This is a genomic window from Arenimonas donghaensis DSM 18148 = HO3-R19 (assembly GCF_000743535.1).
In the GTDB taxonomy this organism is placed as follows: domain Bacteria; phylum Pseudomonadota; class Gammaproteobacteria; order Xanthomonadales; family Xanthomonadaceae; genus Arenimonas; species Arenimonas donghaensis.
On record NZ_AVCJ01000001.1, the window covers coordinates 562,619 to 584,800 of the forward strand.

Genomic DNA, 22,182 nt, shown 5'->3' on the forward strand with positions numbered 1-22,182 from the left:
CATGGGCGTGCCGGAAAAATTCCGCGCATTCCGCATCCATGGGGAAGGTGGCCACCGCGCCGGCATCGAACAGGTCGGCATCGACGACCTGTCGCCCGGCGAGGTGGTGGTCCGCGCCGAATGGTCCAGCATCAACTACAAGGACGCGCTGGCGGGCACCGGCGAAGGCAAGATCCTGCGCAGGTTCCCGCTGGTCGGCGGCATCGACGTCGCCGGCCACGTGGTGGCCTCCACCGACCCGCGATTGCGCGAGGGCGACCCGGTGCTGTGCACGGGTTCGGGCCTGTCCGAAACCCGCGACGGTGGCTATTCCGAATACGTGCGGCTGCCGGCGGAGTGGACGATCCCGCTGCCGGCGGGCCTGGGCCTGCGCGAGGCCATGGTGCTGGGCACCGCCGGTTTCACCGCCGGCCTGTCGCTGCTGCGCATGGAGGCCAACGGCCAGACCCCGGCGATGGGGCCGGTCGTGGTCACCGGCGCCACCGGCGGCGTCAGCATGCTGGCGATCGACATCCTCACCCGCGCCGGCTACGAGGCGCACGCGATCACCGGCAAGTTCGACCAGCTCGACTTCCTCACCCGGCTGGGCGCGAAGCAGGTGCTCGACCGCAGGGACATGCACTGGGGCCAGCGGCCGCTGGAAACCGCCCTCTGGGCAGGCGCCATCGACAGCGTCGGCGGCGACACCCTGGCCGGCCTGAGCCGCGCCATCCAGCCCTACGGCAATATCGCCGCCTGCGGCCTGGCGGGCGGCCACGTACTCAACACCACGGTGATGCCGTTCATCATCCGGGGCGTCTCGATCCTGGGAATCGCCTCGGCAGGCACGCCGCGACCGCAGCGCGAGCAGGTCTGGGAACGCCTGGCCGGACCCTGGAAACCCGCCCACCTGGATGCCATCTGCACCCGGGAAGCCACGCTGGACGCGCTTGGCGAGGTTTTCCCGACCATGCTGGCCGGCGACTCCTTCGGACGAACGGTCGTCCGCATCTGACCCGGGTTGCACCCTGACCGCCCCCCCGGCATACAATCCCCATACCTGTTGGAGGCCCATTCATGGCACGCATCCTGATCGTCGATGATTCCCCGTCCCAGCTGATGGGCATGAAACGCATTGTTGAAAAGCTGGGCCACGAAGCCCTGACCGCCGAAGACGGCGCCGCCGGCGTCGAAGCCGCCAAGGCCAATGTCCCGGACCTGATCCTGATGGACGTGGTGATGCCCAACCTCAATGGGTTCCAGGCCACCCGCGCCATTTCCAAGGAATCGACCACGGCGCACATCCCGATCGTGCTCGTGACCACCAAGGACCAGGAGACCGACAAGGTCTGGGGCATGCGCCAGGGCGCCAAGGCCTACATCACCAAGCCGTTCAACGAGAACCAGCTGATCGAGGTCATCAACGGCCTGCTCACCGGCGGCTGATCCGGCACGACACGTTTGCAAAGGGCCCTTCGGGGCCCTTTTTTTCTCAGGCCCGCCGCGGGTCGAAGTCGAAGGCCTCGGCCATCTGCTGGTATAGCGCCTTCTGTGCGTCGGTCGACGCCTTGGGCGCGCGGACCTCGAGCTCGACGATCTGGTCGCCGGCCGCGGGCTTGCCCGGCAGGCCGCGGCCGCGCAGGCGCAGCTTGCGCCCGGTGTCGGAATCGGCCGGCACCCGCAGTTCGACCGTACCGCCCAGGGTCGGCACGCTCACCGTGGTGCCCAGCGCCGCCTGCCAGGGCGCCAGCGGCAGGGTGTAGAGCACGTTGCGGCCATCGACCTCGAACTCGGCGTGCGGGCGGTAGTCCACTTCCAGCTTCAGGTCGGCGCCACGACGCCCCTGCCCCGCCAGGCGGATCACCTGGCCCGGCTGGATGCCGGCCGGAATCCCGACGTCGAGCTTGCGGCCATCCACCTCGATGCGCTGCTTGCCGCCGGTGAAAGCCAGTTCCAGCGGGATCGCCAGCTTGGCCCGGGTATCGCCGGGCGGCTCCGGCCGGCCGCGCGGACGGCCGCCGCCGAACAGGGATTCGAAGAAGTCGCTGAAACCACCGCCGCCGAAGTCCTGTTCGAAGCGGAAGCCCTGGCCGCCGAAGCCACCGGCGCCGAAGTCCGGCGGCGGGCGAAACTCCTCGCCCGGGCGGTAACCCTGCGACTTGAGCTGGTCGTAGGCGGCGCGTTTTTCCTTGTCGCGCAGGACCTCATAGGCCTCGTTGATGGCCTTGAAGCGATCTTCGGCGCCCGCCTCCTTGCTGACGTCCGGGTGGTATTTGCGCGCCAGCCGCCGGTAGGCGGTCTTGATTTCCGCCTCGCCGGCCGTCGGCTCGACGCCGAGGGTTTCGTAATAATCCTTGAACTGCATCGTCTGGCCTTGGGAAAGAAAGGACCCGCGGGTGTCGGCCGCGGGTCCAGTTTACGCGGGTGCCGTCCCGGGGCCGGGGCCGCCGGGATCAGGACACCTGGATGCGGCGGGGCGTGGTCTCCGGGCGCTTGGGAATGGCGATCTCCAGCACGCCATGCTTGCCGGTGGCGGTGACGCCATCCGGGTCGGCGCTGTCGGGCAGCGCGAAGCGCCGGTAGAACACGCCGTGTGCGCGCTCGACCCGGGAGTAGCGGGCCGACTCGGCCACGGCTTCGGTCTTGCGCTCGCCCTTGATCGAGAGGATGCCCTTGTCCATCTGCACCTCGATCTGGTCCGGGTCCACGCCCGGCAGGTCGGCGAGGATCAGGAACCGTGCTGCTTCCTCCTTGATGTCCACCCGCGGCATCCATTGGCTGGTCACCACGCTGGAGGCATCGTCGGAATCGCCGTTGAAGAACTTGTCGAACACCTGCTTGATCTCGTCCTGCAGGGCGGCAGGATGGTTGGCTGAATAGCGGGTCAGGCTCATGTCGGATCTCCGTGGTTGCGGCGGCCGGGCCGCCATACCCGCTAGATAGGGACGGTCTTCACGGCTTCAAGACCCCTGACCCGGCAGCATCACCCATGGGGATAATCCCTTATTTCGTTTCCGCCGCCCTTCCGATATAACCGTTGTAATCACCCCCCGGAGCCACCCATGACCATCGCGGTCGGAGACAAGATTCCCAAGGCCACGCTCAACGTCCTTCGTGACGGCGTCCAGGCCGTGGACACGCAGGAACTGTTCGGCGGCAAGAAAGTCGTGCTTTTCGCCGTCCCGGGCGCGTTCACGCCCACCTGCTCGGCCAAGCACATGCCCGGGTACGTGGAGAAGATGGACGCCTTCCGCGAGCGCGGCGTCGAAGTCGCCTGCCTGTCGGTCAATGACGCCTTCGTCATGGGCGCCTGGGCCAAGGACCAGGACGTGCCGCCGGACCTGACCATGCTCGCCGACGGCAATGGTGCTTTTACCCAGGCCCTGGGCCTGGAGCTCGACGCCACCGCCTTCGGCATGGGCCTGCGCGCGAAACGCTTCGCCCTCTACGCCGACGACGGCGTCGTGCGGCAGCTGCACGTGGAGGCACCGGGCGAGTTCAAGGTCTCGGCGGCCGATTACGTGTTGGCCAACTTGCCCGGCGACTAATCGAGTACGCGCAGCCGCAGCTCGGCCCAGGCGCCGGATTCGGCCAGGGCGGTGACATGCTGCGGACCCGGCTGGTCGAATCGAACCGTCCAGGTCGACTGGCCCCGGGTCTGCCCGGCCAGGCGACCGTTGACCAGCCACTGAACCCGGGCGTCGGTACCGAGCGCGCGCAGCCGCAGCGTCGGCGGCTTGCTGCTGCCGGGCGGTGAGGCCAGCAGGCTGCCGTTGGCCGGGCCGTCGATGCGCAGGTTCTCGAAGGCGGCCAGGGCATCGGGCGGGCAGTCGGGGGACAGCGGCGGAATGGCCGAAGCCTGCCGTTCGGCCGCCGGCAACCAGGGCGTGGCCAGGCTGGGCCAGCGGGCGATTTGCACGCGTTTGACCGGGGCCTCGCGCCGGCAGCCCGCCGACAGCCGCCGGCCACTGCGCGCATCCAGGTCCAGCACCAGCCGACCCGCGCCCCAGGTTCGGGCATCACGCTCGGGCAAGGTCGGTGGCAGTTGTCCGGCCAGGGTCCAGGCCTCCCGGCGACGATGGCAAAGCGCGGGTGCCGCCGGATCCGGCGCCACCCCCAGCGGCCAGCAGATGTCGCGCTTTTCCACGGACGCCGGCATCGGCGGGCGTTGGCCGCCGCCGGGATCGCGCGGCAGGCCGTCGATGACCTCGAACAACAGGGGCAGCGCGGTGATGGCGCCGTACTGGCCCGGCAGCGGGGTCCCGTCCGGTCGCCCCACCCACACGCCGACGGTGTAACGACGCGTGCTGCCGATCGCCCAGGCGTCGCGGAAGCCGTAGCTGGTGCCGGTCTTCCAGGCCACGCGCTGGCGACCGGAGGCGTCCACGACACCCTCGCGCAGCCCCGGCCGCCCGTGCTGCTCGAGGATTTCGCGCACGATCCACGCCGAGCCTTCCGACAGCAGCCGGCGCTCCTGCAGCGGCGCATCCGGGGTGTACCGCACCGTGCCGGCCAGGCCGGCACGGTTGAAGGCGGCGTACGCACCGACGAGCTCCTCGAGCCGGGTGCCGGTGCCGCCCAGGATGATCGACAGGTTCGGCCGGGCACCGCGCGGCAGGCGCAACCCGACCCCGCCGTGCGCCATGCGCGCGGCGAACCGTTCCGGTCCGACCCGGTCGAGCAGGTCAACCGCCGGCACGTTCAAGGAAAGCCGCAGCGCCTCGGCCACCGACACCGGGCCATTGAAGGTGGGGTCGAAGTTGGCGGGCCGGTAGTCCCCGAACGACTGCGGCGCGTCCAGCAGCAGGCTTTCCGAATGCACCAGGCCATCGTCCATGGCCAGTCCGTAAAGGAAGGGCTTGAGCGTCGAACCCGGGGACCGCACGGCGCGCACCATGTCCACGTGGCCCAGGCGCCGGGCATCGCCGAAGTCCAGCGAGCCGACGTAGGCGCGGGCCTCGAGGGTGGCGTTCTCCACCACCAGCAGCGCGGCCGAACTGCGCTCGGGAAGCGGGGAAAAGTAGGCGGCGAGCCGCGCTTCCAGGCTTCGCTGCATGTCGGCGTCGAGCGTGCTGCGGATGCGCCCCTGGCCCGGCCGGGCGGCGTGCAGGCGTCGTGCCAGCAGCGCAGCGTGCATCGGCGGTCGCAGCCGGCGCGAGACCACCGGCTCGATGCGCGCGGCCTCGACCTCGGCGGGCGTCCAGTCGCCCTGCGTCGCCAACCGGTCGAGCACCTTGTCGCGCGCGACCCGCGCCGCTTCCGGATGCCGGTCCGGACGCAGCCGGCTGGGCGCTTGCGGCAGCACCGCGAGCAAGGCGGCCTCGGCGCGCGAGAGCTCGCGCGAGGACTTGCCCAGGTAAGCCCAACTCGCCGCCTCGACGCCTTCGACGGTGCCGCCGAAGGGGGCGTGGTTGAGGTAGAGCGCCAGGATCTGGTCCTTGTCCAGGTGCCACTCAAGCTGCAGCGCGCGCAGCGACTGCCGCAGCTTGCCGCCCAGGCTGCGCGGCTGGGGTTCGAGGATGCGTGCCACCTGCATGCTCAGGGTCGAACCACCCGACACCACCCGCCCGTGCCGGGCGCGCTGCCAGGCGGCGCGCCCCATCGCCAGCGGATTCACGCCCGGATGCCGGTGGAACCAGCGATCTTCGTAGCCCAGGAGCGCCTGCAGGTAGAACGGCGACACCTCGTCGGGTGTCACCGGGTATCGCCAGCTGCCCTCGCGGTCGGGGAAGGCACGCAGTGGCGATCCGTCGGCCGCCAGCACGACGCTGGCGCCCCCCGGCGCCGGCAGCGGCGGCGGGAACAGGCGGTCGACCAGCCACCAGGTGCCCAGCCAGGCGACCAGGACCAGCAGCAGCCCGCGACCCGGCCCGCGGACCCCGTCAGGGCGGCCAGCCTGGCGGCGCGGACCGCCCATTTCAGGGCGAACCGACGGTCACCGTCGCGGGACTGGCACGGCCGGTACCACGCAGCTGCGGCCGGTACATGTCCTCGGCCTGGGGCGGCGGCACGGCATAGGTTCCCGGGGTCACCGCACGGACCAGGTAGAACAGGTGCGCGGGCTGGCCCGGATAGAGCCTCAGTGCCGCCACGTAGCGGTCGTCCCGGTATTCCTCGTGCGCCAGGTCCGACGCGAAGCCCCGGTCCGACAGCGCCACGCCGTCGATGCTCACCCCGTTCCACTGGTCCGGATCGCTCAGGTTGAGGTTCTCGATCTCCAGGCCGGCGGCCAGGCGGTCGACGACCAGGGCGTCGGGCATGGCCTCGCGCGCCTCGATGCGCAGCGCCGCCACCAGCACCTGGCCCTCGCGCAGCGGCCCGGGTTTCCAGGGGCTGCCGTCCGGGTTGTGCCAGCTGCGCACGATGCTGATCTGGCTGTCGTCGAACTCGGGCGCGCGGCGCGGGATGCCGGTGACGTCCAGGAAGCCGAAGACCGGCGCATCCGCACGCGCCGTGAAGCGCAAGCCCGCCGCCAGTCCGGCGTGGCCCAGCTCGCGCACGTGGATGCGGTCGGGCGTGAGTTCGACGCTTTCGCCGCCGGCGACCAGCACGCCCGCGAAGGTGCGTTCGCCGTCCAGGGCCAGCTGCCTTCCCAGGCGCGCCAGCGCGATTTGTTCGCGCGTGCTGTACCAGGCCGGGCTGCCGCTGCCGCGGGCCTGCAGGTCGCGCGACAGCGCCAGCAGCCGCTCGTCCAGGCCCGGTGCCTGGCGGCCATGTTCGCGCAGCAAGGCCAGCACCAGGGCCTGGTCGCTGAGCACGCTGCCGTAATCACCCAACCAGCGCGGCCGGCGCGAGGCCTTGGCCAGGCCCTCGGCAATCGCGGCGTCGCCGCGGGCCGTGTCTCCCTGCAGCGACAGCGCCAGGCCCAGCTGCACCAGGGGCAGCCCGGCGAGCGCGTTCCCGCGCTGGTTGTCGTGCAGCGCACGCAGGGTACCCAGCGGCGCCCGGTTGAGCGTGGCCAGCACCAGACCGGCCTGCGCCTGGTAGGCGAAACGAAGATGTTCGGACTGGTCGTAGGCGTAGAACGGCAGGCCACCCGAGAGCAGGTCCTCGTTGAGGCGCTCAAGCGTCTTCTGCAGCATCGCCTCCGGCACTGCGAAACCAGCGTCGCGCGCGGCCAGCAGGAACTCGGCGATCGCCGGCGTCAGGATCGGCGAGGTATCGCTGCCTCCCCACATCGAGAAATGACCGCTGTCGGCCTGCAGCGCCGCCAGGCGGCTGATGCTGGCTTCCAGGCGGCGACGGCGTTCGTCCTGGCCCAGGCCGGCCAGGCCCATGCCCTTGGCGGTCTCCTGGTCGAGCAGCAAGGCCGCGTGACCGCGGCTCAGGGTTTGTTCGGCGCAGCCATAGGGATAGGCGAGCAATTCGCGCAGCGCCTGGGCAAAGGGCACCGGCGGCTGCGCGCTCAGGGTCAGTCGTGCCGACACGGTGGCCGGCATCAGGCCCTCGGCCAGGCTGGCGTCGAAGGCCAGGGTGCCGCCGGGTGCCACCGACTGCGCCCGCGAACGCGCGACGCTGCCCCAGGCCGGTCGGACCGGCAGGTCGAACTCGCGATTGACCACGTGGCCGCCGCCTTCGACCCGCAGCTTGAGCAAGCCCGTGCCGACGCCTTCGGTCGCCGTCAGCGGGAAGCTGAGCGTTTGCCGCGCTTCGGGTTGCAGCGAGACCCGGCGCTGGCCACCGCCGACCGCCAGCGGCCCCTCGGTGTCCAGTCGCAGGGTGAAGTCACCGGCCTTGCCGGTGAAGTTCTGCAGGTCGATGGTGACCGTGCTGCGGTCGCCCGGGGCGAGTACGCGCGGCGCGCTTAGTTCGGCCAGCACCGGCGCACGCAGCACGCTTTCGGCGCTGGCCTGGCCATAACGTTCGTCGCTGAACACCACGGCTGAAACCCGCAGCGTGCCGTTGAAGTCCGGCACCGGCAGCGCGACGGTGGCACGACCACCGGCATCGAGCCGCACCGGACCGGCGAACAGGTCCACGGTCTTGACCCGCGCCGTCGGTCGCCGCGCCTGCGGCAGCGCCGCCAGCGCCATGTCACCGCCAAAGCGCAGGCGGGCATCCTCGCCTTCGAAGCTCTCGATGACCCGGCCATACAGGTCGTAGGCATCCACGCCCAGGCGCCGTTGCGCGAAGAAATGCGCGGCGGCATCGGGAACCGGGAACCGCGTGATGTTGATGATGCCCAGGTCGACGGCTGAAATCGTCGCCCAGGCGTTCTGCCCGGCCAGCGCCGGCGCCGTGACCGTGACCGGCAGGTCGCCTTCGGGCTCGGCCATCGCCGGCACCTCCAGGCTGGCCTCGACGCGTCGTTCGGCGCGGTCCATCGGCACGTGCACGACGCCGACGGCGCGCGCAGGCGTCACCTTCTCGAGCGCCGACCCTCCCCGCAGCACCAGCGCGGTGATGTACACGTCGTGGCGCTCCCAGTCCTCGGTGACCTCGAGCTCGTAGCTGGCCCCGGGCTTGGCGAGCAGCGGCTGCACGTGCAGCAGCCGGTCGGTTTCGACCAGCAGCAGGCCCTGCCCCGGCTGCGGCGGCGTCACGGTCACCGTGAGCTTGTCGCCGGCACGGTAGTGCGTCTTGTCCAGGGCCAGCTTCACCTTGTCGGGGCGGGCGTCCAGGCCGCGGTTCTGGTTGTCCCAGCTCCAGCCGGCGACGAAGGGCAGTCGCGTCACCAGGCCGGTGGCCGGATCGCGAACCTCCAGCCGGTACTCGCCCCACTGCACCGGGAAATCAATGCGGGTGCCACCCTCCCGGCGCGCGACCAGCTCGCGGGTTTCCACCGTTTCGTAGCGGGCGGTGAAGTCGAATGCCCAGCCGCCGTCGTCGCGGCGCCAGTGGTAGTCACGATGCTCGCGCACCAGGCTCACCTGCAACGCGCCTTCCGAGAGCTTGCCGTCGGCATCGCTTCGCAGGACTTCGAACCCGGCGTTGCCGTTCGCCGGCGCGCCTTCCTTGGGATCGAACAGCGGCCGCACGCCGACCAGCACCGGCGCCGGCCAGAGGCTGCGCGACAAGGTGCGCACGACCGGACGGCCGCCACTTTCGTAGACGCTGCCGGCGACCAGCACGGCGACCGGCGCGGTCGGTTTCGCGACTTCTTCGGGCAGTTCGATGGCCTGTGCCAGCTTGCCCGCCTGGTCGAGCTTGGCGTCGATGACGTCGCGCGGTTCGCGCGGCACCACCACGCCCGGATCACCGAAGTGATGGTCCGGCAAGGACACGACCGGATGCAGCGCCGGCGAAAGCGACAGGCGTGCAGTGAACCGGTTGCCGGCGGCGGGCGCCCCGTACAGGTAGGCGGCGTCCACGGCCAGGTCGAGCGCTTCGCCCGGCGCCAGCGCATCAGGCGCCTGCAGCTCGAGTTTCATGCGCTCGGGCAGGAATTCCTCGATGCGCAGCGCCAGCCCCTGCACCACGTCGGCGGCGCCCGGCGAGGTGCGGAATTCAACCCGCCAGCGCCCGGTCGGTGCCTCCGGCGGCAAGGCCTGCTGCCACTCGTAGTAACCGCCCTCGCCCGCTTCGAGCCGGGTTTCGAGATGAAGCTTGCCATCGGGCTGGCGCAGGGCCAGGTACAGCGGCTGCGGCTTGACCGCCCCGCCGTCGTGGTCGCGCATCAGGGCCGAGATGCGCAGGGTTTCACCCGGCCGGTAGAGGTCGCGCCCCGACCAGGCGAACACGTCGAACCAGGCCTGGGTGCGGCCGGCGACCGCGAACTCGGAGAGGTCCAGCGCCGGCTGGTTGAAGGGCAACACCGACACGTCGTTGCCGCTGCGGGCCACGAGCACGTGACCAGCATCGAGGCGATAGGCGATCCGGGCATTGCCGGATGGGTTAGTGTGCGCGGCGACGGCCACGGTGCCGTCGGGCCCGAGGACCTCCAGGCTGACGTCGCCGGCCGGGTCGCCGGACTTGAGCGAGGCCACGTGCACGAAGATTTCCTCGCCGTAGGCACGCACGTGCAGGCCCAGGTCGCTGACGAAGAAGATCGCCGTTTCGTATTCCTCGTCGTAGCCGCCGACGCGGCGCATCAGCGCGAAATAAACGCCGGGATGCTGGAGCTCGGTGATGTTCTGCACCGGCAGGTAGGACAGCTTGCGCTCGTTCTGGGCGCCTCCGAGCACGAAGCGGTTCAAGTACACGGGCTCGGCGACGCGGGTGATCGCCACGCGGTCCTGCCAGGGACTGTCCGACAGGTCCCAGCCACCCCGGCGGCCGCCGCGCTGGTAGCTGACGAAGAAGTTGGCGATTTCCGACTCGCGCACGCGCAGGAATTCCACGTCCACTTCCGGCACGTTCACGGACACCACCGGCAGGCCGCGGGTGTCGCGCGCCGGCAGCACGCTGCCCTGCGAAGCGAATCCGGCCGCCGGCTCGACGGGCGCGGTGTCCAGCTCGCGCTCGACGTCCTGGCCCAGGCTGCTGCCGTCGGCCGCGGCCAGCGATGCGCGCAGGCGCACGGCATACTTGCTGCTGGCCTCGACGTAGGGGAAACGCAGCACCCTGGCGCTGTCGTCGAGCACCCAGCTGCCCTTGACCACCTCGCCATCGGGGCCGGTCACCGCGATGCGTTCGTCGAAGGCCTGGCCTGCGGCCAATGGCCGGGTGAACCGCAGCTCGATCGCAGTGGCGCCATCGTGGCGCCCGTGGCCGGCGCCCTCGAGCGCGAACTGTTCACTCCCGGTGCGGGTGTCCACCGGCGTCGCGCCCTGGAGCTCGGGAACTTCGCCAGCGTCACGCTGGCAAGCGACGGTCAGCAGGACGGCGAACAACAGCACCAGCGCGGCAAGGCGGCGGGACAGGGTTTGAACGGGCATGGGCGGCTCCCGGGAAGTCCGCGCCAGTATAGGCCGCCCGCCTTGCGGCTTTCAGTCCGGGTTTATTCCCCGCCGGCGATGGGCAGGCCGGCTGCCTGCGCGGTGGCCGCGGCGACCTTTTCCACCGGCGTCAGGCGCAGGACCATGTCGGCCATGTCCATGCCGATGCCGGGGTTCTGCGAACGCATCATCTGCGCCAGGTCGATGTCGACGTACCCCATGGGCAGGCCGTCGTGCGAGAACGCCAGGCCCGGCACGCCGTCCACCAGCAGGCGGTAGGTCGGCGTGTGGGTTTCGCCCAGTACCAGGCCCGGCCGGTACACCACGACGCCGCCGTATTCGTCGGACGTGCGCAGCGCCGAGAAGAACACCATGCCCGGCTTGGCCGGCGTGCCCTTGGCGAGATCGACGAAGGGCAGTTCGCCCTGGACGTCGCGCAGTCGCAGCCAGGCCAGGCCCAGCGCGCTGTCGCGCGTGACCAGGTCGGCAGGCTGCCACTCGTCGCTGCCGGCCAGGCGCACCCGGAAGTCGCTCGACTTCGCCACGGGCGCCCCTTGGGAGCCCTCGCGCAGGCTGGAGAGGTCCAGGCTGATGGTGCGCTCGGGCACCAGCAGCAGGCCATCGGCGCTGACCAGCACGGCCTGGGTACGGTCTTCGATGCGCTGCTCGTTGCCCGAATTGGTCACGGACATCACGAACTTGACGGTCACCACGGCATCGCCGTGGCGCTCGCCGAGCATGCTGAATACGTCCTGGTAGTCGTCGAAGTCCTCGGCCGCATGCGCGGCCGGAAGGCAAGCCGATCCGAGCAGCAGGGCCAGGGCGAACAGGCGGGCAAGGGTCATGGGGTCTCCGTAAGCCAATAGCGTTCAAGGTAAAGGATGCGTGACTCGGCGCCGCGCAGCACCTGCAAGGGGATCACGCGGCCATTGCCGTTTTCCAGCGCGGCGTCCAGCGCCGCCTGCAGGCCAGGCAGGTCGCGGACCACCTGGTCGCCCAGGCGCACGATGATGTCGCCGCGCTTGAGGTGGGCCAGGCCGGCCGGCCCGCCGGCCTCGACGCCGTCGACCATCACGCCCTGCTGGCTGGCCGGCAGTTCGCGCGCGGCGCGATCGAAGAAGCCCAGCTCCCGGGTCTGGGCGCGCAGTTTGGTCAGGGCCAGGGTACGCAAGGAGGCCGTGTTGGCCGGTGCGGCGCGCAGCGCCACCTGCAGCGCCAGCGTCTGGTCGCCACGGCGCGCCTGCATGGTGACCTTCTGGTTTACCGCCAGGTCGCGCACCCGTTGGTGGAAAGGCAGGTCCGAGGTCTCGTTGCCCGCGCGCAGCGCGACGTCGTCGATGGCGGTCAGCAGGTCGCCGACGCGCGCCCCCGCCTCGCCCAGCGGACTGCCGGGATAAACCCGGGTGATGCGGAAACCCGGGCCGGCAAGGCCGAGCTCGCGGGCCAGCGAACTGGTGACCGGCTGTACCTCGACGCCGGCCCAGGCCTTGTCGAGTTCGGGCAGCGGCACGCGCATCTGGTCGCCGTGACGCGGCACCAGCAGCGCGATGCGCCGCTCCGGCCCGCGCCGGTATTCGATGACCAGGGGCTGGTTTTCCGGCGGTGGTTCACCGGCCACCGCCTCGAGCGCCTCCAGGTCCGGGACCGGCTTGCCGTCCACGCTCAGCAGCAGGTCGCCTTCGTCCAGGGCGGGCCGGGCGATCGCCGCCGGGCCGCCGGGCCGCAGGCCGGTGACCAGCAGTCCCCGCTCGCCCTCGAGGTTGCGACGCCGGCCCATGGCCGCGGTGAGCTCGGCCAGCGAGGCGCCGAAGGGCGCAAAGGCCCGTTCCTCGCCGCGATCCTCGGGCTGGGCGCGGGTGGTGAGCTTGAGTTCGCGGCGCTTGCCGTCCTGGGCGATGCCCAGCCGGACCTCGGCGCCGATCGGCAGTTCGGCGATGCGTCGCTGCAGCGCCGGCACGTCCACCGGCTGCAGGGTGGTCACCGGCTCGCCGTCCACCGACACGATGCGGTCGCCGGCCCGCAGGCCGCCTTTTTCAGCGGCCGAGCCGCGCTCGACCGAATTGACCAGCACGCCTTCGGTTTCGCCGGTGCCCTTGAGCGAGCGCAGACGGAAGCCCAGGTGCGAGCGCTTGATTTCGCCGCGTTCGATCAGTGCATTGACCACGTCGCGGGCGTCGGGGCCGGGAATGGCGAAGGCCAGGTCACCGCCGAAAATCATGCCGCGGGTGTTCACCCCGACGATGCGACCGGAAAGATCGACCAGCGGGCCGCCGGAGTTGCCGGGGGCGATGGCGGCGTCGTGCTGGATCCAGGCGTAATACCGGCCGGTGGGTTCATCGGCACCCAGCCGGTCCTCGTAGTCGGCTTCGTCGTCGAACAGCGACACCAGCAGGCGGCGCGGGTTGTTGACCACGCCGGCGCTCATCGAGTTCGACAGGCCCCAGGGCGCGCCCATGGCCAGCACGGTGTCGCCCGGCGCCAGGTCCAGGACGTCGGCGAAGCGCGCGTGCGCGAAGGTTTCCGCCTTCGGCGGCTGCACCTTCAGCACCGCCAGGTCGGACAGGGTGTCGGTGCCGACCAGCCGCGCCGGGAGTTCGCGCCCATCGGCGAAGACCACCCGGAAACTCTTGCCCTTCTGGGTGACGTGGGCATTGGTCGCGACGTGGCCCTCGGGCGTGACCACGGTGCCGCTGCCGGAGGACACGGTCAGCACCGGCTCGCCCTGCTTGAAGTCCTCGCGCACCGTCAGGATGCTCACCACCACCGGCAGCACCTTGTCGCGCGCCGCTGCAATCGTGCTGGGCGCCGGCGCCTCGGTCGCGGGCACGGCATCGGCGGCAAGGGCCCGCGAAGCGGGAGTCAGGACCAGCCAGGCGGCAAGCAGGAACGCAGCGGGGCGGGAACAGGTCATCGGACACTCCTGGGGATTTCGCCCTTAGGGTACAGGCCGCGCGGGGAGTTCCGCGCGGCCTGTCGCCGTGGCGTGATGTGCCGGGTCAGGCGCCCGGCTGGTCGGCACCGACGGACGGGGTGTCGGTATCCGCTTCGTCTTCCGCGTCGACCTCCAGCACGTCCACGCGCTCGACCGCGATCAGCTTTTCGTCCTTGCCTACGCGCATCAGGGTCACGCCCTGGGTGTTGCGGCCGACCTGGCTGACTTCCGAAGCCCGGGTGCGCACCAGCGTGCCCTGGTCGGAGATGAGCAGGATCTCGTGCATTTCGGTCAACTGGATGGCGCCCACCAGCGCACCGTTGCGCTCGGAAACCTGCATGGCGATCACGCCCTGGGTGCCGCGGCCCTTGCGCGGGAACTCCGACACCGGCGTGCGCTTGCCGTAACCATTCGCGCTGGCGGTGAGGATGTCGCCCTCGCCGTCGACGACGATCATGCTGACCACCTTGGCGGCGTGGCCTTCGGCGTCGTCCTTCAGGCGCATGCCGCGGACGCCGGTGGCGGTGCGGCCCATCGGCCGGACCTCGCCTTCGTCGAATCGCACCACCTTGCCGTTGCTGGCGAAGAGCATCACGTTGCACTCGCCGTCGGTGAGCTGCACGTCCACCAGGCCGTCGCCCTCGTCGAGGTTGATGGCCCAGATACCGGTGGAACGCGGACGCGAATAATCGGACAGCGGCGTCTTCTTGACCGTGCCGTCGCGGGTGGAGAAGAAGACGTAACGCTGTTCGTCGAACTCGCGCACTGGCAGCACCGCCTGCACCTTCTCGCCTTCCTGCAGCGGGATCCAGTTGATGATCGGCCGGCCGCGGGCGTTCGGGCCGGCGTCGGGCAGCTGGTAGACCTTGAGCCAGAACACCCGACCGGTGCTGGTGAAGGTGAGCAGCGTGTCGTGCGTATTGACCACCCACAGGCGGTCGATGAAGTCTTCTTCCTTCATCGCCGTCGCCGAGCGACCCTTGCCGCCGCGCTTCTGGGCGCGGTAGGTGGTGAGCGGCTGGCGCTTGGCGTAACCGCTGTGCGACAGCGTGACCACCACGTCTTCGGACGCAATCAGGTCGAGCACGTCGAGGTCTTCCTCGCTCGGACGGATCTCGGTCCGGCGGGGGTCGGCGTACTCGGCACGCAGCGCGTGCAGTTCGTCGCGGATCACCTGGAGCAGGCGCTCGGGGTTCTCGAGGATCTCGATCAGCCCGCGGATGGCCTCGAGCAGCTGCTTGTATTCTTCGGTCAGCTTTTCCTGTTCCAGCCCGGTCAGGCGGTGCAGGCGCATTTCCAGGATCTGCTGGGCCTGGGTGTCGGTGAGCTGGTACCCCGAGGCCTGCAGGCCGACGCCGTCGGGCAGGTCTTCGGGGCGGGAGGCTTCGGCACCGGCGGCTTCGAGCAGCGCACCGACCAGGCCGGCGGGCCAGGTGCGCGCCAGCATGCGTTCCTTGGCGACGGCCGGATTCTCCGAGGTCTTGATCAGTTCGATCATCTCGTCGATGTTGGCCAGCGCGACCGTCAGGCCCTCGAGGATGTGGGCCCGGGCGCGCGCCTTGCGCAGTTCGAAGATGGTGCGGCGGGTGACCACTTCGCGGCGGTGGCGCACGAAGGCCTCGAGCATCTGCTTGAGGTTGAGGATCTGCGGCCGGCCGTCGACCAGGGCCACCATGTTGATGCCGAACACCGACTCCATCGGCGTCTGCAGGTACAGGTTGTTGAGCACCACCTCGGCCGACTCGCCGCGCTTGACCTCGATGTAGATGCGCATGCCGTCCTTGTCGGACTCGTCGCGCAGCTCGGAGATGCCCTCGATCTTCTTTTCCTTCACCAGCTCGGCGATCTTCTCGATCAGACGCGCCTTGTTGACCTGGTAGGGGATCTCGGTGACGACGATCGCTTCGCGGCCGTTGTCGTCGTTGACCTCGACATCGGCCTTGGCGCGGATGCGCACCCGGCCACGACCGGTGTGGTAGGCGGCGTGGATGCCGGCGGCACCGTTGATGATGCCGGCGGTCGGGAAGTCCGGGCCCGGCATGAACTGCATCAGGTCGGAAATGCTGGCTTCCGGGTCGTCGATCAGCGCGATGACCGCGTCGATGACCTCGCCCAGGTTGTGCGGCGGGATGTTGGTCGCCATGCCGACCGCGATGCCGGCCGAGCCGTTGACCAGCAGGTTCGGGAACCGGGCCGGCATGACCGTCGGCTCGAGTTCCTTTTCATCGTAGTTGGGCTGGAAATCGACGGTTTCCTTGTCGATGTCGGCCATCAGCTCATGAGTGAGCCGCGACATTCGCGCCTCGGTGTAACGCATCGCCGCGGCCGAGTCGCCGTCCACCGAACCGAAGTTGCCCTGCCCGTCCACCAGCAGGTAACGAAGCGAGAACGGCTGCGCCATGCGCACCAGGGTGTCGTACACCGACTGGTCGCCATGCGGGTGGTACTTACCGATGACGTCGCCGACGATTCGCGCCGATTTGTAATAGGGCTTGTTGCTGTGCGCGCCCAGTTCGTTCATCGCGTACAGCACGCGGCGGTGCACCGGCTTGAGGCCGTCGCGGACATCCGGGAGGGCGCGGCCCACGATCACGCTCATGGCGTAATCGAGGTAGCTCCTGCGCATCTCGTCTTCGAGGTTGACCGGGATGATTTCCTTCGCGAGGTCTGCCATTCGTGATTCCGTTCTAGAGCCTGCGGGCAGGCGTTTGGTTAGCGTGAAATCATAACAGAAACCGCCCCCGGACGGGGCGGTTTAGCCACGAAAAAACAAGGACTTAGCGAGGCCCGCCGGCCCCGAACATCGCTGCCATGCGGGCGGCGTCGGGCTGCTGCACCACACCCCGCTCGGTGACGATGGCATCCACCAGGCCGGCGGGGGTCACGTCGAACACCGGATTCCAGGCCAAGACGCCCTCGGCAACGGTGCGGGTGCCGGCCATGGACAGCATTTCCGCCGGGTCGCGCATCTCGATCTCGATGCCCTCGCCCGAGGCCGTGTCCATGTCCACCGTGGACGACGGAGCGACCACCATCACCCGGACGCCGTGGTGGCGGGCGGCGATGGCATGCGAATAGGTGCCGATCTTGTTGGCGACGTCGCCGTTGGCGCAGATGCGGTCGGCGCCGACGATGACCCACTGCACCTGGCCGCCCTTCATCAGGTGCGCGGCGGCGCCGTCCGCGACCAGGGTGGCCGGGATGCCGTCTTCGAGCAGCTCCCACACCGTCAGTCGCGCGCCCTGCAGCCAGGGCCGGGTCTCGCTGGCGAACACCCCGCCGATGCGGCCTTCGGCCACGCCCGCGCGAATCACGCCCAGGGCGGTCCCGAAGCCGGCCGTGGCCAGCGACCCGGTATTGCAGTGGGTGAGCACGCCGCTGCCCGGCGCGATCAGTGCGGCGCCGAGCGCCCCCATGTGCCGGTTCGCGGCGAGATCCTCGGTCTCGATGGCGCGCGCCTCGCACTCAAGCACCTCGCGCCAGTTGTCGCCAGCCACGCGCAGCACCCGACGGATGCGGGCCAGGGCCCACATCAGGTTCACCGCGGTCGGGCGCGCGGCCTGCAGGCGATCCAGGGCCGGTGCCAGCAGGGCCAGGGCCCCCGCTCCGTCTTCGGCCTGCACCTCGCGGCCGGCCAATACGGCGCCCCAGGCCGCGGAAATGCCGATCGCCGGCGCCCCGCGCACCACCAGGTCGCGGATGGCGGCCGCGACCGCGTCGCTGTCGGTGCAGTGAACGTCCTCGACCACGAAGGGCAGCTTGCGCTGGTCAAGCAGGGCCAGGTGGTCGCCCATCCAGCGGATCGGACGTATGCGGTCGTAGCGGTCGAAATCCATTCGGTCGGGCCGTTGCGGGAACGGCCTGGAGTTTACCAAGGCACGCCGCCGGGCCGTCGCGTTATCCTGCCGGCATGGCCAGCCGACCCCGTCGACTCACCCCCAGCAAGCCGCTGCCCGATACCGGCATCGAAGCCCTGCTGCACGGAGCCTGCGTGCGCGCCGGCGCCGGCGCCTCGATGCAGGTCGTGCTCGACCGGCTGCCGCTGCTGCGTCCCCTGCTGCCCGCGGGCCTGCGATTCGTCGGCAGCCGGGAATCGGCGCAAGCCACCCAACGCGCAGTGGTGGAGGAAATCTATCGCCGCTACGGCCTCAAACCCGCTGCCTGGGAAGTCGAAGGCGTGCTGGCCGTCGCCCAGACCCAGGCGGTGCTGAGCCCGCTGGCCAGCCGCGAGGGCCTGCGCAGCCTGCTGCGCGGCTGGCTTCCGGATGCGCTGAGCGGTCCGCTGATGCGCTACACGCCGCTTGAACCGCTGGTCACCGCCACCGTGCATGCGGTGGCCGAGACCTGGGCCGCGGGCCGCTACGCCGACAGCGTTTGCCGGCTGCGCAAGGCCGGCGCCGACTGGCTGCCCAAGCCGCTGGCAAGTGCGCTGAACATGGCACCGGCCACGCTCAAGGCCTGGAGCGCCGAAGCCCTGTCGATGGCGATGCCGCCGCTGAAGCTTGCAACGACCCTGGGCCGGCAGCTGACCAGCCTGGCCCTGCCCCGCACGGCCGTCAGCGCGGGCGTGCGCAAACCGGCAAACAAAAAGGCGCCCGCCAAAAAGCGGGCGCCTGCATCGAAGTCAGCCGGCTCCCGGCACAAGGCCGGGAGCAAGCCCAGGGCTCAGAAGACGACGAAGTCGGCGCGACAACCGCGGTCAACCCAGACGCCATCGCGACGGAAGCCCCAGGAATAACCGTAATCGCAGCCAGCGCGGCTGAGCCGGCGCTCGATGTCGGCCTCGCGCACGCCACCGGGCACGCGACAGAAATTCGGACGGTTGTCGTGCGACTCACAGCGCAGCACGCGTGGCTGCGGGCGGCCATAACCGTAGCCGGGACGCGGGTCGGGACCCCAGCCCGGGCGACCCCGCCCGCCGATCTCGAAGCGGGCGCGGCAGCCGCGCGTCACCCAGACGCCGCCGCGGTCGTAACCCCAGGTACGGCCAAGCACGCAGTCGGCGCGCGATTCCTGGCGCACCAGCCTGACGCCACCGCGGGTGTCGGCGGGGCAGTAGCGGTCGCGCTGCTTGACCGACTCGCAGCGCAGCACCTGCGGCGCGTGGTCGTAGCGGTCGTAGCGATCGTGGCGGTCACGAGCCTGGGCAAGCGTGGGCAGCGCGACGGCGGCCATCAGCAGGGAGATGAAAAGTCGGTTCATGCGTTGTCCTCCGTCGCGCCGCACCGGGCGCGGACAGGGTCAATCTAGGCAACACGGCATGAATCCCCGGCCAATTGGCGGTTTCAGGCGCCCCCGTGCTCAGAAACGGTTCATGCGCGTTCGAAGGGAAATGCCAGTACGTCGGCGATCTTTTCGGTGCCCAGCAGCGCCATCAGCAGGCGGTCGACACCCAGCGCGACGCCGGCGCAGGCGGGCAATTTCGGCAGTGCCGCCAGCAGGCGTTCGTCCATCGCCGGCTCGGCGGCGTTGCGGGCGCGGCGGCGTGCCAGGTCGAGTTCGAAGCGGGCGCGCTGTTCGTCCGGGTCGGTCAGCTCGTGGTAACCATTGGCCATCTCGAGCGGGCCCAGGTAGGCCTCGAAACGCTCCGCGACCGGCGGCTTGCCCGGGCGGATGCGCGCCAGCGCGCACTGGCTGACCGGGTAGTCGTAAACCAGCAGGATGCGGCTGGCCGGGATCGATGGCTGGATGAGGTGGGTCATCAGCAGGTCGAGCCAGTCGTCGCGGGTCAGCCCGGCCGGGTCGATGTCGTAGACGCCCAGCGGCGAGCGCAGTTCCTCTTCCGGCGCGGACATCGGGTCGAAACCGAACTTGTCCAGGTAGAGCTGGCGGAAACTGGTGTCGCGCACCGTGGCGCGGCGTCCGGCAAGCGCCAGCGCGGCCTTGAGCAACTCGGCGGTTTCGTCCATCAACTGGTGGTGGTCCCAGCCGACGCGATACCACTCGAGCATGGTGAACTCCGGATTGTGGCGCGCACCAGCTTCGCCGTTGCGAAAAACCCGGCCCATTTCGTAACAGTCGCCGATGCCCGCGGAGACCAGCCGCTTGAGCGGGAACTCGGGCGAGGTGCGCAGCCAGCGCGTGCTGGCCCCGGCCGAACGCGGGCCACTGAACTCAAGCTGGAAACTCTCGATGTTCGGGTCGGTGTTGCCCGCCATGGACAGCACCGGGGTCTCGACCTCGAGCACGCCGCGGTCGGCGAAGAAACGACGGATCAGCGCGTACAGCTCGGCCCGGAGTCGCAGGGCACGGGCATTCGCGGTGGGCTTGCTGTTTTTCATGGCCGCCACTTTACGCCCCGTCCGTCCAGCCGGCTTCCCCTGGGGTCACAGGGGTTCGGGCTTGTTCAGGTAGGCAAGCAGGCGGGCCTCGTCCCAGACCGTGATGCCCAGGGCCGTGGCCTTCTCCAGCTTGGACCCGGCGGCTTCGCCGGCGACCACGAAATCGGTTTTCTTCGACACGCTGGAGGCGACCTTGGCCCCCAGCGCCTGGAGCTGGTTGCCGGCCTCGTCGCGGCTCATCGCCGACAGGGATCCGGTGAGCACCACGGTCTTGCCGGCCAGCGGCCCCTCGGCGGCGCGCTGGGGGCCGGCCTCCGGCCATTGCACACCGGCCGCGCGCAGCGCCGCGATGACGTCGCGATTGTGCGGCTCGGCGAAAAAGCCAGCGATGCGTTCGGCGACCACCGGGCCGATGTCGGGGATCTCGACCAGGCTTTCGCGGCTGGCCGCCATCACCGGGTCGAGCGCGCCGAACCAGCGTGCCAGCGTGCGCGCGGTCGACTCACCGACGTCGCGGATGCCCAGCGCGAACAACAAGCGTTCGAGCGTGGTGTCCTTGCTGGCGGCGATGGCCGACACCAGGTTTTCCGCCCAGCGCGTGGCGACCTTGCCGGCTTTGACGGTCTCGGGCACGGTGCCGTCGCGTTCGTCGGCGCGGCGCTTCATTTCCAGGAAGTCGTCGAGCTGCAGCGCATACAGGTCGGCGACGGTCTTGACGTAGTCGAAGTCCACCAGCGCCTCGATGTACCGCTCGCCCAGGCCGTCGATGTCCATGGCCTTGCGCGAGGCGAAATGCACCAGCGCCTGCTTGCGCTGCGCCGGGCAGAACAATCCGCCGGTGCAGGTCAGCGTGGCACCCTCGGCATATTCGACGCCGGCCTTGGTTTGCTTGAGCACCTTGCGCACCGCTTCGATGTGCGAGCCGCAGGCCGGGCACTGCGCGGGGAACTGGAAAGGGGCGTGCAGCGGCCTGCCCTTGCCGTCCACCGGGCGGCGCTCGTCCACGACGCGCATCACTTCCGGGATGACGTCGCCGGCGCGGCGCACGATGACGGTGTCGCCGACACGCACGTCCAGGCGCGCGATCTGGTCGGCGTTGTGCAGGGTCGCATTGGTGACGGTGACGCCCGCCACCTGCACCGGCGCCAGCCGCGCCACCGGCGTCAGCGCGCCGGTGCGCCCGACCTGCACCTCGATCGCCTCGACGGTGGTGGTCTGCTCCTGGGCCGGGAACTTGTGCGCGATGGCCCAGCGCGGCGCCCGCGAGACAAAGCCCATGGCCTTTTGCTGGTCCTGGCGGTCGAGCTTGTAGACCACGCCGTCGATGTCATAGGGCAATCCGTCGCGAAGCGCGCCGATGCACTGGTAGTAGGCCAGCAGGCCATCGGCACCCCGCGCGATCGAAACCTCGGGCGACACCGGGAAGCCGAAGCCTTTCAAGGCCTGCAGGACGGCGCTGTGGCGCGGCGGCAGCGGCCAGTCACCGGTCGCCCCCAGCCCGTAGGCGTAGAAGCTCAGCGGCCGCGCGGCCGCCAGCTTCGGGTCGAGCTGGCGCAGGGATCCGGCGGCGCCGTTGCGCGGGTTCGCCAGGACCTTGCGGCCGGATTCACGCATGCGCGCGTTGTAGGCCTCGAAGCCGGCACGCGGCATGTAGACCTCGCCGCGCACTTCGAGCAAGGCCGGCGCCGCGCCGCGCAAACGAAGCGGGATGGCGCGGACCGTGCGCAGGTTCTGGGTGACGTCTTCCCCGGTGGCGCCGTCGCCGCGGGTGGCGCCGCGGACGAAACAGCCGTCCTCGTAGCGCAGGCTGATCGCCAGGCCGTCGAGCTTGGGTTCGACCGAAAACTCCGGCTCGGACTCGCCCAGCTCCTTGCTGATGCGCGCCACGAAGTCGTGCACCTCCTCGTCGCTGAAGGCGTTGTTGAGCGACAGCATCGGCACGTCGTGCACCACGGTCTCGAAGCCCGGCAGCACCCCGGCGCCCACTCGCTGGGTCGGCGAATCGGGTCGCCCCAGTTCCGGATGGGCCTGCTCGAGCGCCTGGAGCTCGCGCAGCATCGCGTCGTACTCGGCGTCCGGGATCGCCGGATCGTCGAGCACGTGGTAACGATGGTTGGCGTCCTCGAGCGCGAGGCGCAGTTCACGGATGCGCTTGGCCGCGTCGCTCATGGTG

The 22,182-nt window shown here is 70.1% G+C and carries 15 protein-coding genes; 4 read left to right on the forward strand and 11 right to left on the reverse strand.

Going from position 1 to position 22,182, the window contains the following annotated elements; all coding sequences use genetic code 11:
- The first annotated feature begins 1 nt into the window (after position 1).
- On the forward strand, positions 2–994 hold the full coding sequence (locus tag N788_RS02655) for an oxidoreductase (RefSeq protein WP_034220542.1): 993 nt from the start codon (positions 2–4) through the stop codon (positions 992–994).
- 62 nt (positions 995–1,056) lie between these two features.
- Positions 1,057–1,425 carry a response regulator gene (locus tag N788_RS02660; protein ID WP_034220543.1) on the forward strand — a complete coding sequence of 123 codons (369 nt, stop codon included), beginning with the start codon at positions 1,057–1,059 and terminating at the stop codon, positions 1,423–1,425.
- Positions 1,426–1,471: 46 nt separating this feature from the next.
- Here the strand turns inward: N788_RS02660 and N788_RS02665 are convergent, their stop codons facing one another.
- A complete protein-coding gene (locus N788_RS02665; protein ID WP_034220545.1) occupies positions 1,472–2,344 on the reverse strand; it encodes a DnaJ C-terminal domain-containing protein in 873 nt (290 codons plus the stop codon).
- Positions 2,345–2,432: 88 nt separating this feature from the next.
- Entirely contained in the window at positions 2,433–2,873 is a 441-nt protein-coding gene (locus N788_RS02670) for an Hsp20/alpha crystallin family protein (protein ID WP_034220546.1), read from the reverse strand.
- 168 nt (positions 2,874–3,041) lie between these two features.
- Between N788_RS02670 and N788_RS02675 the strand changes: the two genes are divergently transcribed.
- Positions 3,042–3,527, forward strand: a complete 486-nt coding sequence (locus tag N788_RS02675) for a peroxiredoxin (protein ID WP_034220548.1) — start codon at positions 3,042–3,044, stop codon at positions 3,525–3,527.
- On the opposite strand, the gene pbpC is transcribed toward N788_RS02675, so the two are convergent.
- From pbpC to mtnA, 6 genes are all read right to left on the reverse strand, one after another.
- Positions 3,524–5,896, reverse strand: a complete 2,373-nt coding sequence (pbpC, locus tag N788_RS02680) for a penicillin-binding protein 1C (protein ID WP_051924267.1) — start codon at positions 5,894–5,896, stop codon at positions 3,524–3,526. The genes N788_RS02675 and pbpC overlap by 4 nt on opposite strands.
- A 1-nt stretch (position 5,897) precedes the next feature.
- On the reverse strand, positions 5,898–10,796 hold the full coding sequence (locus tag N788_RS02685) for an alpha-2-macroglobulin family protein (RefSeq protein ID WP_034220550.1): 4,899 nt from the start codon (positions 10,794–10,796) through the stop codon (positions 5,898–5,900).
- Between the two features lie 62 nt (positions 10,797–10,858).
- Positions 10,859–11,641, reverse strand: coding sequence for a hypothetical protein (locus tag N788_RS02690; RefSeq protein WP_034220551.1), 783 nt, complete (start codon positions 11,639–11,641; stop codon positions 10,859–10,861).
- A complete protein-coding gene (locus N788_RS02695) occupies positions 11,638–13,707 on the reverse strand; it encodes a PDZ domain-containing protein (protein ID WP_034220552.1) in 2,070 nt (689 codons plus the stop codon). Before N788_RS02695 ends, N788_RS02690 begins: the two co-directional genes overlap by 4 nt.
- A gap of 85 nt (positions 13,708–13,792) precedes the next feature.
- Positions 13,793–16,402: a DNA gyrase subunit A gene (gene gyrA, locus N788_RS02700; RefSeq protein ID WP_034220553.1), complete on the reverse strand. Its 2,610-nt coding sequence runs from the start codon at positions 16,400–16,402 to the stop codon at positions 13,793–13,795.
- A gap of 103 nt (positions 16,403–16,505) precedes the next feature.
- The gene (gene mtnA / locus N788_RS02705) at positions 16,506–17,564 is read right to left on the reverse strand and encodes an S-methyl-5-thioribose-1-phosphate isomerase (protein WP_034220554.1); all 1,059 of its coding nucleotides are present in this window, start codon (positions 17,562–17,564) and stop codon (positions 16,506–16,508) included.
- A 74-nt stretch (positions 17,565–17,638) separates the two neighbouring features.
- Here mtnA and N788_RS02710 point away from each other — a divergent pair, with 74 nt between their 5' ends.
- Positions 17,639–18,466, forward strand: coding sequence for a hypothetical protein (locus tag N788_RS02710; RefSeq protein WP_034220555.1), 828 nt, complete (start codon positions 17,639–17,641; stop codon positions 18,464–18,466).
- Here the strand turns inward: N788_RS02710 and N788_RS02715 are convergent.
- From N788_RS02715 to ligA, 3 genes are all read right to left on the reverse strand, one after another.
- Complete coding sequence (locus N788_RS02715) at positions 18,394–18,930, reverse strand: DUF3011 domain-containing protein (RefSeq protein ID WP_034220556.1); 537 nt, start codon at positions 18,928–18,930, stop codon at positions 18,394–18,396. The two genes, N788_RS02710 and N788_RS02715, sit on opposite strands and share 73 nt — an antisense overlap.
- 110 nt (positions 18,931–19,040) lie before the next feature.
- Positions 19,041–20,009 (reverse strand): EF-P lysine aminoacylase EpmA, encoded by a 969-nt coding sequence (epmA, locus tag N788_RS02720; RefSeq protein ID WP_034220557.1) that lies wholly within the window; start codon positions 20,007–20,009, stop codon positions 19,041–19,043.
- A gap of 45 nt (positions 20,010–20,054) precedes the next feature.
- On the reverse strand, positions 20,055–22,178 hold the full coding sequence (ligA, locus tag N788_RS02725) for an NAD-dependent DNA ligase LigA (protein WP_034220558.1): 2,124 nt from the start codon (positions 22,176–22,178) through the stop codon (positions 20,055–20,057).
- Between the last annotated feature and the right edge of the window lie 4 nt (positions 22,179–22,182).